General features: G+C 46.4%; 12 protein-coding genes. 4 read left to right on the top strand and 8 right to left on the bottom strand.

Features of this window, described 5'->3' with window-relative positions; translation table 11 throughout:
• Nucleotides 1-126 precede the first annotated feature (126 nt).
• Both ACS72_RS15505 and ACS72_RS15510 read right to left on the bottom strand, forming a co-directional pair.
• The gene (locus ACS72_RS15505; protein ID WP_048882612.1) at nucleotides 127-3264 is read right to left on the bottom strand and encodes an efflux RND transporter permease subunit; all 3138 of its coding nucleotides are present in this window, start codon (nucleotides 3262-3264) and stop codon (nucleotides 127-129) included.
• Between the two features lie 2 nt (nucleotides 3265-3266).
• Nucleotides 3267-4370 carry an efflux RND transporter periplasmic adaptor subunit gene (locus tag ACS72_RS15510; RefSeq protein ID WP_048882613.1) on the bottom strand — a complete coding sequence of 368 codons (1104 nt, stop codon included), beginning with the start codon at nucleotides 4368-4370 and terminating at the stop codon, nucleotides 3267-3269.
• 148 nt (nucleotides 4371-4518) lie between these two features.
• Between ACS72_RS15510 and ACS72_RS15515 the strand changes: the two genes are divergently transcribed.
• The 4 genes from ACS72_RS15515 (at nucleotide 4519) to ACS72_RS15530 (ending at nucleotide 10566) form a co-directional block, all read left to right on the top strand.
• Nucleotides 4519-5139, top strand: coding sequence for a TetR/AcrR family transcriptional regulator (locus tag ACS72_RS15515; RefSeq protein ID WP_212771699.1), 621 nt, complete (start codon nucleotides 4519-4521; stop codon nucleotides 5137-5139).
• Nucleotides 5140-5284: 145 nt separating this feature from the next.
• Nucleotides 5285-7969 carry a phosphoenolpyruvate carboxylase gene (ppc, locus tag ACS72_RS15520; RefSeq protein ID WP_048882615.1) on the top strand — a complete coding sequence of 895 codons (2685 nt, stop codon included), beginning with the start codon at nucleotides 5285-5287 and terminating at the stop codon, nucleotides 7967-7969.
• Between the two features lie 298 nt (nucleotides 7970-8267).
• On the top strand, nucleotides 8268-9563 hold the full coding sequence (locus tag ACS72_RS15525) for a solute carrier family 23 protein (RefSeq protein ID WP_048882616.1): 1296 nt from the start codon (nucleotides 8268-8270) through the stop codon (nucleotides 9561-9563).
• A gap of 97 nt (nucleotides 9564-9660) precedes the next feature.
• A complete protein-coding gene (locus ACS72_RS15530; protein WP_048882617.1) occupies nucleotides 9661-10566 on the top strand; it encodes a LysR family transcriptional regulator in 906 nt (301 codons plus the stop codon).
• Here ACS72_RS15530 and ACS72_RS15535 read toward each other — a convergent pair.
• The 6 genes from ACS72_RS15535 to ilvD (ACS72_RS15560) all read right to left on the bottom strand — a co-directional run bounded on the left by ACS72_RS15535 (nucleotide 10563) and on the right by ilvD (ACS72_RS15560) (nucleotide 17596).
• On the bottom strand, nucleotides 10563-11300 hold the full coding sequence (locus tag ACS72_RS15535; protein WP_048882618.1) for a sulfite exporter TauE/SafE family protein: 738 nt from the start codon (nucleotides 11298-11300) through the stop codon (nucleotides 10563-10565). The two genes, ACS72_RS15530 and ACS72_RS15535, sit on opposite strands and share 4 nt — an antisense overlap.
• A 157-nt stretch (nucleotides 11301-11457) precedes the next feature.
• On the bottom strand, nucleotides 11458-11745 hold the full coding sequence (locus ACS72_RS15540; RefSeq protein ID WP_048882619.1) for a chorismate mutase: 288 nt from the start codon (nucleotides 11743-11745) through the stop codon (nucleotides 11458-11460).
• Nucleotides 11726-13048, bottom strand: a complete 1323-nt coding sequence (locus ACS72_RS15545) for a hypothetical protein (RefSeq protein ID WP_048882620.1) — start codon at nucleotides 13046-13048, stop codon at nucleotides 11726-11728. The genes ACS72_RS15540 and ACS72_RS15545 overlap by 20 nt, the downstream gene beginning before the upstream one ends.
• 155 nt (nucleotides 13049-13203) lie before the next feature.
• On the bottom strand, nucleotides 13204-14889 hold the full coding sequence (gene ilvD, locus ACS72_RS15550; protein ID WP_048882621.1) for a dihydroxy-acid dehydratase: 1686 nt from the start codon (nucleotides 14887-14889) through the stop codon (nucleotides 13204-13206).
• 475 nt (nucleotides 14890-15364) lie between these two features.
• Nucleotides 15365-15568 carry a hypothetical protein gene (locus ACS72_RS15555; RefSeq protein ID WP_004895910.1) on the bottom strand — a complete coding sequence of 68 codons (204 nt, stop codon included), beginning with the start codon at nucleotides 15566-15568 and terminating at the stop codon, nucleotides 15365-15367.
• Between the two features lie 198 nt (nucleotides 15569-15766).
• Nucleotides 15767-17596 (bottom strand): dihydroxy-acid dehydratase, encoded by a 1830-nt coding sequence (gene ilvD / locus ACS72_RS15560; RefSeq protein WP_081405876.1) that lies wholly within the window; start codon nucleotides 17594-17596, stop codon nucleotides 15767-15769.
• Between the last annotated feature and the right edge of the window lie 238 nt (nucleotides 17597-17834).

Below are 17834 nucleotides of genomic sequence, written 5' to 3' on the forward strand. Positions count from 1 at the left end.
TTCAACCTCGTTGTCCGTTTCTGCAACACTGGAAAAACGGCAACTTCGCATTTTTTAAAATTGTAAAATTATCAGGCACTACTATATTAAAAAATTTAATATTTCGCACCTGATTTTAAGACAGTTTTAGACCGATTGCGAAGTTTTCTTTACCTTAAACCATTGCGCATACAAGGCCGGCAGGAAAAACAGGGTTAACAGTGTCGCCACAATCAGTCCGCCCATGATGGCAACCGCCATTGGACCGAAGAAAATGCTACGTGAAAGTGGAATCATGGCCAGTACAGCAGCCAGGGCAGTCAATACAATTGGACGGCAACGGCGTACCGTGGCATTGATGATGGCATCCCACTGTGATTCCCCTGCCTGAATATCCTGTTCAATCTGATCAATCAGAATCAGGGAATTACGCATGATCATGCCTGAGAGTGCAATCGTACCCAGCATGGCGACGAAACCAAACGGTTTATTAAACAATAACAGAAAGAGTACCACGCCAATGATGCCCAGTGGCGCGGTCAGGAACACAATAAAGGTCCGTGACATACTTCTTAGCTGGATCATCAGCAGGGTCAGAACCACTGCCAGGAACAATGGCATACCAGCATTCACAGATGTCTGACCACGTGCTGATTCCTCTACGGTTCCGCCTACCTCAATCAAGTAGCCACTTGGTAATTGAGCTTTAATGCTCTCCAAGACAGGAGCAAGCTGATTGACCACGGTGGCTGGTTGTAAATTACTACGGATATCCGCACGTACGGTAATCGTCGGCAAACGGTTACGATGCCAGATTAGTCCCTCTTCAAAGCTGTATTCAATATTGGCAATCTGCGCCAAGGGCACAAAGTTACCACGTGCAGTGGGTACCGCCAGACTGCTTAAAGATGCCACATCGACACGTTCAGCCTGCTCACCACGCAGACGGATTTCAATCAGCTCACGTTTTTCTCGGAACTGATCCAGTCCCGCGCCTGCAATGGAGCTGTTCAGGAAATTGGCCAGATCACTACTGCTCACACCCATCTGACGGGCACGGTCCTGATCAATGTCTAATTTGATCACTTTACTTGGCTCGCCCCAGTCCAGATGTACATTGGTGGTATTCTGGTTTTCGGCTACCTTGGCAGCGACTTTTTGTGCCCAGCTGCGTACCAGTGCCAAGTCTTCACCCGACACCCGGAATTGGAGTGGATAGCCGACCGGTGGACCATTTTCCAGCAAAGATACACGGGTACGTACTTCAGGTAACAGCAGACGAATCTGCTTGCTTAAAGATTCACGGATTTCATTGCGATCTTCCAGGGAAGAGGCCAATACCACAAACTGGGCAAAGCTGGTTTGAGGCAACTGCTGATCGAGTGGTAAATAAAAACGCGGTGAGCCGGTGCCAACATACACCACGTAATTGTCAATGCCCTCCTGTTTAGACAGGAAAGCTTCGACTTTTTTCACGGCAGCTTCGGTAGCTTTCAGTGAAGCCCCCTCTTCCAGTTTCAGATCGACCAGAATTTCTGCCCGATTAGAAGGTGGAAAGAACTGTTGCGGTACGAATTTAAACATGATGATCGACAGGGCAAAAATTCCTACAGTCAACGCAATCACGGTCTTGCGATAAGTGACACAGGTATTTACCCAACGTCTAAAACCCTGATAGAACCGGGTTTGATAAGGATCATGATGCTCCCCCGCATGATGCACAATCGGCTCTGGTTCAGGCTGCTTGCGCAGACGTGCCCATAAACGCTGATACCAAGGGGCTTTCTGGATCAGATCTCTATTAAAATCCGGCAGGAGTTTATCACCCAGATAAGGAACAAACAGCACTGCAGCGATCCAGGACACCAGCAAGGCAAGGGTCACCACCTGAAAGATAGAACGGGTATATTCACCAGTACTGGATGCAGCAGTCGCAATTGGCAGGAAGCCAGCTGCCGTAATCAGGGTTCCGGTCAACATCGGAAATGCCGTGGTACGCCAGGCATGCCCGGCAGCTTCCAGCCGGCTATAGCCCTGTTCCATTTTGATCGCCATCATCTCAATGGCAATAATGGCATCATCGACCAGCAGGCCAAGTGCCAGAATCAGTGCACCCAGGGAAATCTTGTGCAGACCGACATCAAATAGCTGCATCCCGGCAAAGGTCATTGCCAGTACCAAAGGAATTGAAAAAGCTACCACCAGACCCGGGCGAAAGCCGAGAGAGAAGAAACTGACCAGAAGCACGATAATTACCGCTTCCACCAGCACCTTCATAAACTCGTTGATACTGCGCTTTACCGCCACCGGCTGATCCGATACTTTTTGCAGATCCATCCCCAGAGGCAGGGATTTCTGCAGACGGGCGAATTCCTGTTCCAGGTTTTTACCTAGCGCAATGATATCGCCGCCCTTACGCATCGATACCGCAATACCAATGCCATTTTCCCCCATAAAACGCATGCGTGGCTGGGCTGGATCAGTAAAGCCGCGATAGACCTCTGCGACATCGCCGAGCTGGATGGTTTTACCATTCACATAGAGTGGCATCTGCTGTAGCTCTTCTACAGTCTGCAATGCACCGCTGACACGAACCTGAATCCGGTCTGTGTCGGTTTCAAAGAAACCGGCATTGCTCATGGCATTTTGCTGTTGTAGCGATTGCTGAATAGCAATGACTGGAATACCCAGCTGTGCAGCTTTGGTATTAGAAATCTCAATCCAGATTTTCTGGTCCTGCAGGCCAATCAGCTCAACTTTGGCAACATCTTTTACACGCTGCAATTGTAGTTGCAGACGGTCGGCATATTCTTTTAGTGTCGCGTAGTCGAAATCTTTGCCTTTCAACACATAGATATTGCCGAAGGTATCGCCGAATTCATCGTTAAAGAACGGACCTTGCACGCCTTGTGGCAGTTCATGCCGGATATCATTAATTTTCTTACGAACGTTATACCAGACATCAGGAACTTCTTTGGACCGTAGCGAATCCTTGGCCACAAAGGTCACCAGCGATTCACCTGGACGGGAATAAGCCATGATGCGGTCATATTGCCCCGTGGTCATCAGTTCCTTTTCAATCCGGTCCGTGACCTGCAAGGAAACTTCCTGTGCACTGGCCCCCGGCCAGTAGGTCTGTACCACCATCACTTTAAAGGTAAAAGGCGGATCTTCACTCTGTGACAGTTTGGAATAAGACATGATGCCGACCAGACCTAGCAGAATCATGAAATACAGCACCAGCCCCTTATTTTTCAGGGCCCATTCGGAAAGGTTAAAATTCATGTTTAACCTCCAGCCCGTATAGTTACACTACGGTTCTGACGGTCAATCGGACGGATCTTTTGCTGATCCCGGAGCAGGTGAATGCCTCCAATCACTACATAATCATCTGCTTTGAGGCCACTCAGCACAGGCACAGAATCACGGCCATAAGCACCAATCTGTACCGGGATCTTACGTACAGTAGCGTCCGGCTTAACGACCATCACATAGGCCTGACCATCCGTCGCAGAGACACTGGATAAGGGTACGCTCAGAGCATTGTCCTGAGTTTTGATAAAGAATACACGGGCACTTTGTCCGAGCTGAATTGACTTCTGGCCTTCACGTAATGCCACCCGAACCGTAAAAGTCCGGGACTGATCTGCAGCCGGAGAAATCTCACGCACATAAGCACTGAATTTTTCATCTTTTTTCGACCAGAGGGTAACCCAAGCGGTCTGACCCACTTTAATTTCGCTCACCGCCTGTTCTGGTACCCCAATCACCACTTCACGATCTCCGGAGAGCGCAATTTCAAAGGCTGCCTGCCCTGCCGCCACCACCTGACCGACTTCAATATGACGTGCAGTAATCACGCCATTTTTATTGGCAATTAAGCGGTTATAACTCGTCTGGTTACGGCTGACATCATAATTGGACTGGGCCTGCTTCAGATTCGATCTAGCTGCCTTATATTGATTCTCGACTGCATCATATTGCGAGCGGCTGACCGCATTGGCCGGCAGTAACTGTTTAAAACGGCTCAGTTCATCTTCCGCAATTTTGGCTGCAGACTGGGCACTTTCCAGTTGGGCACGCGCTGCGTTTAACTGCAGTTCCGCATCCTTGACATCTAAGCTTGCCAGTACTTGCCCTACCCGAACCTGATCCCCGACATCGACATAACGCTGGGTGATCTGACCAGCTACCCGGAACGCCAGTGGCGTTTGCTGACGTGCCTGTACATCCCCGGCATAGCTTTTCTGTTCTAAATAGGAGGTATTCGGCTGAGTCACCATGACAAAGGGAACTTCCTGTTCTGTTGTCGCATTGTTTTTGCTGCATCCCCCTAAGGTCACACTGCAAGCTATAATCATGCCGGTCAGGACGTACTGAATCGTGCTCATGTTGTCTGCTCTTATCAAATAATGATTTTTCTGGTCGATAGACTGCGCTATAGTGAACTGGTTATTTTTTAATTAATATACCATGCGGTACACTAATTAGAATTACCTCCATAAAACAATGACCATTTTTATTTTTTTGGAAAAAAATGTGCAAATTCCCGTAGGACGTCCTAAAGATCTCGAAAAGCGCCGGCGGATTCTGGATGCGGCCAAACACCTGTTTTTGCAGCATGGCTATCATGGTTCCAGCATGAACCAGATTGCGCAGGCTGCGGGCGTGTCCAAGCTAACGGTGTATAACCATTTTCAGGACAAAGCCACACTGTTTACCTGCGCAATTGAAGATACCTGTGAGCATCTGATTCCAGCCAGTCCAACGACACTGCTGCATGCCGAGAGCAATTTTCATGATGCGTTGCATGAAGCCTGTATATTGTCGATGAATATGGTCAATCTGCCGGAAGCGATTAAACTGGATTTACTGCTGATGGAACTGGCTTCCGAGCAAAGTCCTTTAACCCAACAATTCTTTAATGCCTCGCATCTGCGATTAAGCCAGCTCTGGCAAGAGTTCTTTCATTTGGCCCAGAGCTATCATTTTATTCAGCAAGATGATCCATTGCGTCAAACTGAACTGATGCTCTCACTGCTATTTGGTAACCGGCATCAGAAAGTTCTGCTGGGTGTGTTTCCCGTACCTGCCTTAGAACAACAGCAAATAATTATTCAGGACGCTATTCATATTTTCTTATTGCGCTATGCCGCCTAAACTGCCAATTTGTAATTAGATTCATACAAATTGGCATTCACCTTGCTATTTTATAGGCAGGTCGTGTCCGACTTTTGTCTGTAACGGGCTTGGAATGCTTTCCAGGCGCGGTATAGTTAGGAAATGCAACAGAGGGAATATAAAAATGGCTCAACAAATTGATGCACCACTACGCGAAGACGTACGTTTACTGGGCAATCTGCTCGGTGAAACCTTAAAGCTACATGCGGGGCAGGATTTGTTTAATCAGGTAGAACAGATTCGGGCGCTTTCCAAAGGTGCTCGTGACGGCCAGCTAGAAGCAGAAAAACAACTCGAACAGCTATTTCTCAGTCTGGAAGATGATGAAATTCTTCCGCTTACCCGTGCCTTTACCCACTTCCTGAACTTTGCCAATATTGCCGAGCAATATCACGTGGTCCGTCGTCGCCGTCAAAGCGAATTTGATGAAACTGCCGAATCGCCAAATCCCCTGGTTCCCCTATTTGAAAAATTTAAACAGCAGGAAATTTCCGCTGAAAGCCTATATCAGCAGATCTGTGAACTGAAAATTGAACTGGTACTGACTGCGCATCCGACTGAAGTCAGCCGCCGCACCCTGATTCAAAAATATGATGGTATCAATGACTGTCTGTCCAAATGCGACCAGCAGAAACTTACCCCGCGTGAACGCCAAGCCGTTTTGGCCGAACTGAAACAGCTAATCACGTCTGCCTGGCAGACTGATGAAATCCGTCAGCATCGTCCGACACCAGTCGATGAAGCCAAATGGGGCTTTACTACCATTGAACAGACCTTATGGAATGCAGTACCAAAATTCATCCGTGAACTGGATGGCATGGTACAGGAACAGTGCGGTCAGTCATTACCGCTCAGTGTTGCGCCAGTGCGTTTTGCCTCCTGGATGGGAGGTGATCGTGACGGTAACCCGAATGTGACCCATCACATTACTCAGGAAGTACTGTGGCTGTCACGCTGGAAAGCTGCTGATCTGTATTTACGTGATATTGAAGATCTGCGCTGGGAACTGTCGATCCAGCAATGCAGTGAAGAACTGCAACAGGCGCTGGGCAGCTCACATCCGGAACCTTATCGTGAATATCTCCGTGACACCCGTGAACGCCTGAAAGCAACGCGGCACTGGCTGGCAGAAAAACTGCATGGCAATGATGCCGATGACAGCCAGGTAATTAAAACCAAAGATGAGTTATTACAGCCTTTATTGCTGTGCTATCGCTCGCTACTAGCGTGCAATCTGCCGGAAATTGCCAATGGCAAACTGCTGGACTTTATTTACCGTGTGAACAGTTTCGGCATTGAATTGCTGAAACTGGATATCCGTCAGGAATCTGGCCGTCACCGTCAAGCGATCTCTGCGATTACGGAGTATCTTGGCTTAGGTAATTTTGAAACCTGGACTGAACAGGCACGTCAAAATTTCTTATTACAGGAACTGCAAAGCAAGCGTCCGTTATTACCAAAATACCTCAATGAACCGGCCGGCAGCCTGATTGAGCATCCGGATGTGCAGGAAGTCTTCGCGACCATGCGTACGCTGGCAGAACAGCCAAGTGAATCACTCGGTGCCTATATCATTTCGATGGCGGAATATCCAAGTGATGTACTGGCGGTTTTATTATTGCAAAAAGAAGCAGGTATCAAGCAGGCTTTACGTGTAGTGCCTCTCTTTGAAACTTTGAAAGATCTCGATGGCGCAGCCAGTACCATGTCAACCCTGTTCAATATGCACTGGTATAAACAGCATATTCAGGGCAAGCATGAAGTCATGATTGGCTATTCAGATTCAGCCAAGGATGCCGGTTTTATGTCTGCCAACTGGGCGCAATACCGTGCCCAAGAGGAACTGACGGCTGTTGCAAAACAGCATGGTATCCAGCTGACGCTGTTCCACGGCCGTGGCGGTTCAATCAGCCGAGGGGGGGCTCCAACACAACAAGCCCTGTTCTCACAACCACCCGGCTCGATCTCAGGTGCGATTCGTGTCACTGAACAGGGTGAGATGATCCGCTTCAAGTTCGGTCTGGAAGGCATCGCGCTACAAAACCTGGAGATCTATACCGCGGCAACATTGGAAGCAACGCTATTGCCGCCCCCTGTGCCGAAAACAGAATGGCGTGACCTGATGCATCAGATGACCGATTTATCGGTACAGGTCTATCGTCAGACAGTCCGTGAAAATCCCCACTTTGTAAAATACCTGCGTACCGTCACCCCAGAACTGGAACTGCAAATGCTGCCCTTAGGTTCACGTCCAGCGAAACGTAAAGTAAGTGGCGGGATTGAATCTTTACGTGCAATTCCATGGGTCTTTGCCTGGACCCAGATCCGTCTGATGCTACCTGCCTGGCTCGGTACCGGTGCTGCATTAAATGAGGTACTGGATCAGGGTCAACGTGCCACACTCGATGAAATGCTAGCGCAGTGGCCATATTTCCAGACCCTGATTGATATGCTGGAAATGGTCCTGTCCAAAGCAGATGGTGATGTGGCATTGTATTATGAGTCACACTTGACTCATGATCCCGACCTGAAAGTATTAGGTGAGGAACTGCGTCAACGCCTGAAAGATGCGGTACAAACGCTGCTGACCTTAAAAGGTGAATCAAAACTGCTGACCAGTAACGATGTGCTGGATCAATCAATGCGTGTGCGTAAGCCCTATTTACTGCCGCTGCACTTGTTACAGGCCGAACTGATGAAACGCCGTCGTCTGTATCTGGCAGAGCAAAATGCTGAACACACCCCGGTAGATCATGCCTTAATGGTAAGTATTGCCGGAATTGCCGCTGGTTTACGTAATACGGGCTAAGTAATTTTTAATCATGAAGAAGCACATCTCCATGATGTGCTTTTTTATTGATCAGTCAACAGCCAAAAAAGCTTTCTTTTATATATCACATTAGATTTACTTATAGATCATCCCAAGAAGTAGCTGATGAATTAATCTACTGATTTCACTTTATTTTTAAACCACTTTACTTTTACCACACGGTAAAATCTCAAATAAAGTCATAGAATTAATTTGAACAAAAATTTTGTTTTGGTAATTAAATCTTTGAAAGAACAAGAGTATGATGTGCTCAATTTATCTTTTGAGTGCTCATTTTATGTCCAGTTGGTTTCCCAAATGGCGCCCTTATGAGGGCAGTATCGATGCACGACCAGTAGGTACCGCAGAGTATTTACCACCCACACAAACTGTAATTCTGGGTGTACAACACGCTTTTGCAATGTTTGGTGCCACTGTACTGGCACCGTTTTTAATGGGCTTTGATCCAAACCTGGCAATCTTAATGTCAGGGATCTGTACCATTCTGTTCTTTATAATGACAGGTGGTCGAGTTCCAAGTTATTTAGGTTCAAGCTTTGCCTTCATTGGTGTGGTGATTGCGGCAACCGGTTATGCCGGTGGTGCTGGCCTCAATCCGAATATTGGCGTTGCAGCAGGCGGGATTATTGCCTGTGGTATCTTCTATGCCTTGATGGGTTTTCTGGTCATGGCAACAGGGACCCGCTGGATTGAAAAACTGATGCCACCAGTCGTCACTGGTGCGGTGGTCATGATTATTGGCTTGAACCTGGCTCCTGTGACTGTAAAAAGCGTGATGGGCAATACTTTTAATATGTGGATGTCTTTGGTCACAGTATTGTGTATGGGTTCAATTGCCGTATTCACTCGTGGCTTACTGCAACGTCTATTATTATTAGTCGGTCTATTGTTAGCGTATCTGATCTATTTCGTACTTAGCAATGTCATGGGTTATGGCACTGCAATCAATTTCCTGCCAATTCAGCAGGCTGCCTGGTTTGGTTTACCGACCTTCCATGCGCCGACTTTTGAATTGAATGCCATGCTGATTATTGCACCGATTGCCTTGATTCTGGTCGCTGAAAACCTCGGGCATATTAAAGCAGTCGGCGCAATGACTGGAGAAAACCTGGATCCGCATATCGGTAAAGCCTTTGTTGCAGATGGTGTTGCGACTACCTTGGCTGGTGGTGTCGGTGCTCCGGGAATGACCACGTATGGTGAAAACATCGGTGTGATGGCTGTGACCCGTGTCTACTCCACCATTATCTTTGCCGTAGCCGGTGTGTTTGCTGTGTTCCTGGGTTTATCACCGAAGTTTGGTGCAATTATTCATACCATTCCAACGGCGATTTTAACCGGCGCCTCAATTGTGGTCTTTGGTCTGATTACTATTGCCGGTGCGAAAATCTGGATTGAAAATAAAGTCGACTTCTCACAAAACAAAAATCTGATGGTTGCGGCTGTGACCATTATTTTAGGTACGGGTGACTTTGCCCTGACCTTCGGTAACTTTAACCTAGGTGGAATTGGTACAGCGACCTTTGCTGCGTTATTCCTGAACTGGTTCTTTAGCCTAGTTGATAAAAAATAATTCGAAGACTTAAATTTTCAAGCAGCCTCCAGGCTGCTTTTTTTATATCGCAAGAATTGTTTAAATAGGCCTGATCTTTTATATGAGCATCCTGTAGATGCGTCTGGATTTATTTGATTTACAGCTGTTTTTAAATATTGTTGAGACTGGCAGCCTGACCAGGGGTGCCGAATACTCGTCAATTTCCTTGCAAGCTGCCAGTGAAAGGATTAAAAAACTGGAACAGCACTATCAGGTCAACCTGTTCATCCGTCATTCTGGCGGAGTAAAACTCACTTTTACCGGACAGGTCTTCGCTGAACATGCTCAAGCCATCCTGCAACAGGGACAACAGCTGTCACGAGCTATGGCAGTTTTTAGTGAAGGACAGCATTCTAATATCAGCTTGTGGTGTAATTCATCAGCACAAAGTGAATATCTTCCCCTGTTGCTACCCACGTATCTGGTCAATAACCCCAATATCCAGATTGATCTAAAAGAAGCAGAGAGCAATGACATCATTGCAGCATTGACCAGTGGCACTGCCAAACTTGGTTTAATTTCCAGCTTCTTTGCTGCTCCACAGTTGCAAACCCTGGAATTTTCAGATGATCCTTTGGTGCTAATCTGTCCAGAACAGCATGATCTCAGTACCAGTAAAGCATTAAAATTAGGGGACTGTCTGAATTATCCCTTTGTGGGTTTAATGCAATATCACTCCTTACAACAGTCTATTGAAACCCAGGCCAGATTACTCCACTGCGAAATCCAATACCGCTTAAGATTGCCGAATTTTTCTGCTATTGCTCAGGTGGTTGCGAATGGTGTTGGCATTGCCATCATGCCGCAACGTGCTGCGCAACGTTTGGCCAAGCTCTATGCATTTAAGCAAATCCAGTTGACTGGAGATTGGGCCAACCGCAAGTTACTATTAGCTGCGAAAAATTTTGATGAACTGAGTGCTGCCTATCAACATTTTAGCCAGTTTTTACTTTCTGCCGAGATTCAGAAAGTCTTGGATTAAATCCAGCCGAACTGGTGCAGTATCATATAACTGCCCAGAGCAATCAGACCGATAAAAAATACAGTACGGAATTTCTGCTCAGGAATTCGATAGCGAATTTTCTTACCCAACCACATGCCGATGAGCGCAGGAACTAAAGCAATTGCCGATATGGCATAATCGATCGGAATGTCTTCCACAGGATTTTGATGCAGGAAAATCGCTAGACACAAAGTCGAGGTACTAAAGGCTAAGCCTAAAGCCTGTACCAGATCATCACGTTTTAAATGTAAAGTCTGTAGATAAGGGACGATCGGAATCACCACGACCCCTGTGGCAACGGTTAAAGCACCACCGAGATAACCCATAATTGGAGACAGCCAGCTCTCATGCCGGCTTAAATCCGGCATCTTTTTCGCAAACAAGCCATACAGCCCGTATAAGGCCAACATCCCGCCCAACAGAGCTTCGCTGTGAAATTCAGAATGTCCCAAGGTCGGGAAAACACTCCACACTGAACCGACGATAATGCCTAACAGCAGCAGCCAAAAACGGCGTATCAGCTGTAACACATGACCTTCAGCAAAGAGTTGCCAGAAATTAGTCAGCATGGAGGGAATGATCAGTAAAGTTGCCGCTTGAAAGGGACTCATGAAAATAGTCAGCAAACCCATAGAAACCGCGGGTAAACCTAAACCAATCGTACCTTTAATCAGACCTGCCAAGGTAAAAATGGCAATAACGAAAGCAATCATCTGATGATCCCAAATTTATTTAGGACCATGCTATAAAAATTACTGCCAAAGAAAAATCAGGGTTTTAAGGATACAGCCTCAAGCAAATCTTGAGGCTCAAGATGTACTTTGCTGGAAAGCATCAGATTGACCAGCACAGATTTTAAATAAAGGGCGCTTAAGGACGAAATTCTTTCAGTTCGCGCTGAATAAAATGCTTGAACATTTCCCGATACAGGTGCTCTATAAATACTGGATCAATGCCCTGCTTTTGAGCTTGGGCTTTGACATTTTCGACAACCTGCTCCATCCGTTCCGGAGATTGCAGGTCAGTTTCAGTTTTCTTGAAACGGGTGGTTTGGTCTACATAAAACTGGCGCGCAGCAATCAGCTCAACCAAAGCTGTATCAATCGCGTCAATCTGCTCACGTGCATGTTGTAATGATTCAGCTTTTACTTTGTTCATGTTTATTCAGTTCACTTTCAGTTTGATTATCACTCTTATACTTTTCTTCTAACACATTACTGAAAATACTTTCAATCATCCAGACACGATATAAGCTATTAAATACAAAACTTTGATTATCAATCCGAAGTTCCAGCACCGGCAAGTTGGGCTGAGACTTCATTTCACAGAGCATATCATTGTCTTTCAGCTTGGCCTGAATATCTTCTTCGGTCAGTTGCCCAACTCCCAGTTCCTGCTGTAAGGCATTGAAATGTGGGGTATAACTCAAGTCACGTCCACGCGTCCAGACCGCCTGCAAAATCCGGTACATCGCATCCACCCGCCCTTCTTCCGGGCAGCTGTAATACAGCTGTGCCATCGGCAAAATGCTTTGTACCGTCGGTCGGCAAAATGGGGTGAATTCGACTTCAGTCCGTTTTGACAGGCGCGTTGCCAGTCCCCAGTCAAAGCCATCACGACCACGATAAGACAGCGGATAGACATTCAGATGGATATTATAAAAATCGGCCAGTTCTTCCTTAATATAGGCCAGCAACAGCCAGGAAATCGGATCTTCCAGGGCAATATACAGATCCAGTTCCGAATCTAAGCCCTGAATTTCATTCAGTTCTTCAGCATCACTGATCAGGTGTTCACGCCATTCAATATGATTGATCAGGAAGATTGGATTACCCGTCAGTAATTTTTGCTGTTTCAGACGGCGGGTTAAACGCAGCAGATCATCTACCGCATGATACTGACGGCCACCGAAATCAAAATAGCTGGCCAAAACCGGGGTTGTGTCAAAGACTCGTTCAGAAAAATCCTGTGGCTGATGATGGCGACTGGCCATGGTATGCAAGGTACGCAGTTTGCCATACTGCTTTTGCCAGAGCATATGAAAGATATCTTCCAGCAGATAAAGAAAATCCTGGCCACGCAATGGTGTTCGGCGCAGAATGGTTTCGGCCTGTTTTAAGGCTTCTGCAGTAGGTAATTCTGGCGTTTCATGAAAGCTGAAACGATGCTGTCTGGAGAGGATTTTGGCATCATTAATACAGTAATTTTGCCATTCTTCAAAAGACATCTGATTGGGTATTTCGCCCCGTTGACTCGAAATTACCACCTTCAATGGTTTTAATTCCGGACTCAGGATCTCTTCCAGTTGTGGTAACAGCTGCACCGCCAGATAGCTATAGACATCATCCAGACGCAGATAAATCGTTAAGCCATCTTCAGCAGATAGCACCGCCTGGCGGGTTGGCTTTTGATAAAACCAACTCGATCGGATTGGATCGAACCAACGGCGTAACAGGGACATGAGATCAGCCTCAGTAGAGAATAACGCAGCAGATGACAGCGTCTAACTGCTACAGGATACTATCTTTTTCACCAGAATAGCAGATCGCCTGGATCTGCTGTATATGAAAAAACTTATATCAATTCAAGACAAAATGATCAATGTTTACAGAGCCCTTAGATCTCGAGATTTAGGTCAGTCACTGCCCCGGTTTCTGCACCAGAGGTCAGTTTGGCAAACTTGGCTAATGCTCCATGCGTGTAATTCGGTTTTGGTTTAATCCAGGCGGCCTGACGTGCAGCGATTTCCTCATCCGAGACATGCCAGGTCATTTCACGGGTTTCAGCATTTATCGAAATCTCATCGCCATTTTGTACCAGACCGATCGGTCCACCTTCATAGGCTTCAGGGGTGACATGACCAATCACAAACCCATGACTACCACCGGAGAATCGACCATCGGTAATCAGTGCTACGGAATCCCCTAAGCCTTTACCAATAATCGCTGAGGTCGGTTTCAGCATTTCTGGCATGCCTGGTCCACCTTTAGGACCAACACCGCGAATTACCACCACTTCACCCGGCTGAACTTCACCATCCAGAATCCCGCGCATGGCGCCCTGTTCACCCTCAAAGACCCGTGCTGGTCCTTTGAAGTAAAGACCTTCCTTACCGGTAATTTTGGCCACGGCACCTTTTGGTGAAAGGTTACCTTTCATAATGATCAGATGTGAATCTTTTTTCACCGGCTGGTCAAATGGCAGGATAATCTGCTGACCTTCAGGATAATCTTCAACATCCGCCAGGTTTTCTGCCAGAGTTTTACCAGTCACAGTCAGGCAGGAACCATCCAGCATACCGGCATCCAGCATACGTTTCATCAATGGTTGAATCCCGCCAATCGCAATCAGCTCCGACATCAGATATTTACCCGATGGACGTACATCAGCAACTACAGGAATGTCTTTACCAATCCGGACAAAGTCATCCAGACTGAGCTCCACACCTGCAGTATGCGCCATAGCCAGCAGATGGAGTACACCATTGGTCGAACCACCCAAAGCAATCAGCACTTTAATTGAATTTTCGAATGCTGCCTTGGTCATGATGTCACGTGGCTTAATATCCAGACGTAACAGATTCATCACGGCTTCACCGGCACGGGCACAGTCGATCTGCTTGTCTTCAGACACAGCTTCCTGTGCAGAAGAACCCGGCAGGCTCATACCAAGTGCTTCAATCGCAGAAGCCATGGAATTCGCGGTATACATCCCGCCACAAGAACCTGGACCCGGCAAAGCCACTTCTTCAATATGCTTGACCTGAATCGCATTGATTTCACCTTTGGCATGCTGTCCGACTGCTTCAAATACGGAAATCATGTCGGTATGACCTTCGCCCGGTTTGATGGTACCGCCATAAATAAACAGACCTGGACGGTTTAGACGTGCCAATCCCATGATGCAGCCCGGCATATTTTTATCACAGCCACCAATGGCAATTACGCCATCATAGGCCTGACAGCCGACCACTGCTTCAATCGAATCCGCAATGATTTCACGGGATAGCAAGGAGTATTTCATACCTTCAGTACCATTAGAAATCCCGTCGGAAATGGTAATGGTATTGAAGATAATGCCCTTACCTCCCGCAGCACTCACACCCTGCTCGACTGTACGTGCCAAGCCATCAATATGCATATTGCAAGGCGTGACATTGGCCCAGGTCGAAGCAATGCCAATAAAAGGGCGAGTAAAGTCTTCATCCTGAAAACCGGTGGCACGCATCATGGAACGGGCGGGTGCATTTTCAATACCTTCATAAACGGGGGCGGAATGCTCGCGGATATTCTGTTTACTCATTATTTTCTTCCTGGGCAATGACCAATCTTAAGCTTCGGTCTTGGGCAATTTACTTTAAGGTCATTGTATAGAAAGCATTCAGTATGTAAAAGAAATTAGCCTACAGAAAAACATTTTGATGAATCCTTAAAAATTTGAATCACATGACCAAACGACATGGATGTCGCTGTTTCGCTGCTCTACAGGGAAGTAGAGTTAGCGGAACAGGAGCGTTTTGTTACTTTTGCGCCGTCAAAAGTAAGATTCTGCCTATGCAAAAATTATTAAAACCCTAAAAGTGATTTGAGGCAGAGAATTATCGAACAATCAGACTAGCATTTGCAGTGCAATATCAGGGGGTTGCCACACGACCCGACTCGGACTTTTAAAGCCGAGTCTTTTTCTTGGACGATGGTTCAAATGTTAGAGAACTGAGATAGATTCATTCACATAGTCATTCAAATCACTGCTTGGCGCATTTTTAATATATGTGTGCTTAATTCAACTGATGAAGATCAAGTTCTTCATTGGATGCCAAGACCACAGATCCAAGAATCGGAGCCCCCAAAATCACAGGAACAGCTAAAATCCAGAATACGACGGTGTAATGTGGATCAAAGAAAAATTGAATACTAAGCGCGGCTAAAATCATAACGAGTACTAAAATTACGACAAAGCGGCTAATAAATTTCATTGACATGCGTGTAATCACTTTTGCATTGATACTGTATTTTTACTATACACCTACTTTTATTAAGCCTTTATTGGTTTTAAATATCTAAAGTACTGCCATGATTGCTTTTATGAAAGTTCACGTAATTTACCCAACCTTAAATATCTAAGAAATAAAAAAAGCACTCCATCTGGAGTGCTTTTTTGTGCTATAAAAATTTACAGCTTAGATATCACGTACTGCACCTTTCGCAGCACTCGTGGTGTGCATTGCATAGGCTTTCAAGGCTTTAGAAATCTTGCGTGGACGCTCTTCCGCAGGCTTCCAACCTTTGGCTTCTTGCGCTGCACGACGTTCTGCCATTACAGCGTCCTCAACAGCCAAATGAATCGTACGATTCGGAATATCGATTTCGATACGGTCGCCATCTTCAACCAGACCAATCGCACCACCTTCCGCAGCTTCTGGTGACACGTGACCAATTGAAAGACCTGATGAACCACCTGAGAAACGACCATCTGTTACAAGTGCACAGTCTTTCCCTAAACCTTTCGATTTCAGGTAGCTGGTTGGATACAACATTTCTTGCATACCTGGACCACCACGTGGGCCTTCGTAACGAATTATAACCACATCGCCGGCCGTGATTTTACCGCCCAAGATCGCTTCAACTGCTGAATCCTGGCTTTCAAATACACGTGCTGTACCGTTGAACTTCAAGATCGACTCATCTACACCAGCCGTTTTTACAATACAACCATCCAGTGCGATGTTGCCATAAAGTACTGCCAGACCGCCGTCTTTAGAGAAGGCATGTTCGGCATTGCGGATCACACCATTTTCACGGTCGCCATCTAGGCGTGAGTAGTACCGGTCTTGTGAGAATGCGGTTTGTGTTGGTACACCGCCTGGTGCTGATTTAAAGAAGTTATACACCTCTTCATCTTCAGTACGGATAATGTCCCATTTATCCAAGGCATCTTTTAAGGTTGCTTCATGGACGGTGGGTACAGAGGTATCCAACAAACCTGCGCGATCCAGTTCACCCAAGATCGACATGATACCACCAGCACGGTGTACATCTTCCATATGCACGTCCTGCTTTGCAGGTGCAACTTTACACAGGACTGGCACTTTACGAGACAGACGGTCAATGTCATTCATGGTGAAATCAACACCAGCTTCATGAGCAGCTGCCAATAAATGCAATACAGTATTGGTTGAACCGCCCATTGCGATATCTAAAGTCATGGCATTTTCATACGATGCTTTGGTTGCGATATTGCGTGGCAGCAAGCTGTAATCATTTTGCTCGTAGTGACGTTTGGTGATCTCTACGATGAGTTGACCTGCTTTTTCAAATAACTTTTTACGGTTTGCATGTGTAGCAAGTGTTGAACCATTACCTGGTAAAGACAGACCCAATGCTTCAGTTAAGCAGTTCATTGAGTTCGCTGTGAACATACCAGAACATGAACCACAAGTTGGACATGCAGAACGTTCATATGCTGCAACTTCTTCATCAGTGAAGCTATCATCTGCTGCAACCACCATGGCATCAACAAGGTCAATCGCGTGTTCATTACCACGGATTTTCACTTTGCCGGCTTCCATTGGACCGCCTGACACGAATACGACTGGAATGTTCAGGCGCATTGCCGCCATCAGCATCCCCGGTGTGATTTTGTCACAGTTCGAGATACAGACCATTGCGTCAGCACAGTGTGCATTCACCATGTATTCTACAGAGTCCGCAATCAAGTCACGTGAAGGCAGTGAATACAACATGCCGTCGTGACCCATCGCGATACCATCATCCACAGCAATGGTATTAAATTCTTTTGCTACGCCGCCTGCTTGTTCAATCTGACGCGCCACCAATTGACCGAGGTCTTTAAGATGTACGTGGCCCGGAACGAACTGGGTAAATGAGTTGACCACTGCAATAATTGGCTTGCCGAAGTCTTCATCCTTCATACCAGTGGCGCGCCATAAGCCACGCGCACCCGCCATGTTTCTTCCGTGTGTCGATGTTTTTGAACGATAGTCAGGCATTGTGTTATTCCAACAAAGGTTGTGCTTGAGATGAATGAGTTCATTCACTCTGGCGAAATCTGTCTGATCGAGAGCATGAAATCAGTCGAAAATTGAACATATCATACACCAAGTTACACGGCGGACCAGGCACTTATCGATGTGACAGTGTGGGATATGCTCAGAGCAGTTTCAGTACGTACACGATTAAAATCTTTTATTAAAAACTACTATACCGCTATCGTTCCGGATTAAATAC

The sequence above is a fragment of the Acinetobacter sp. VT 511 genome, assembly GCF_001077515.1.
In the GTDB taxonomy this organism is placed as follows: Bacteria; Pseudomonadota; Gammaproteobacteria; order Pseudomonadales; family Moraxellaceae; genus Acinetobacter; species Acinetobacter schindleri.

Excerpts from the sequence above, each read along its gene's own strand:
- ACS72_RS15540 (WP_048882619.1), bottom strand. The coding sequence starts at position 11,745 with ATGAACAAAGTAAAAGCTGAATCATTACAACATGCACGTGAGCAGATT.
- ACS72_RS15525 (WP_048882616.1), top strand. The coding sequence starts at position 8,268 with ATGTCCAGTTGGTTTCCCAAATGGCGCCCTTATGAGGGCAGTATCGAT.
- ppc (WP_048882615.1), top strand. The coding sequence starts at position 5,285 with ATGGCTCAACAAATTGATGCACCACTACGCGAAGACGTACGTTTACTG.
- ACS72_RS15555 (WP_004895910.1), bottom strand. The coding sequence starts at position 15,568 with ATGTCAATGAAATTTATTAGCCGCTTTGTCGTAATTTTAGTACTCGTT.
- ACS72_RS15510 (WP_048882613.1), bottom strand. The coding sequence starts at position 4,370 with ATGAGCACGATTCAGTACGTCCTGACCGGCATGATTATAGCTTGCAGT.
- ACS72_RS15505 (WP_048882612.1), bottom strand. The coding sequence starts at position 3,264 with ATGAATTTTAACCTTTCCGAATGGGCCCTGAAAAATAAGGGGCTGGTG.
- ACS72_RS15545 (WP_048882620.1), bottom strand. The coding sequence starts at position 13,048 with ATGTCCCTGTTACGCCGTTGGTTCGATCCAATCCGATCGAGTTGGTTT.
- ACS72_RS15535 (WP_048882618.1), bottom strand. The coding sequence starts at position 11,300 with ATGATTGCTTTCGTTATTGCCATTTTTACCTTGGCAGGTCTGATTAAA.
- ilvD (WP_081405876.1), bottom strand. The coding sequence starts at position 17,596 with ATGCCTGACTATCGTTCAAAAACATCGACACACGGAAGAAACATGGCG.
- ilvD (WP_048882621.1), bottom strand. The coding sequence starts at position 14,889 with ATGAGTAAACAGAATATCCGCGAGCATTCCGCCCCCGTTTATGAAGGT.
- ACS72_RS15530 (WP_048882617.1), top strand. The coding sequence starts at position 9,661 with ATGCGTCTGGATTTATTTGATTTACAGCTGTTTTTAAATATTGTTGAG.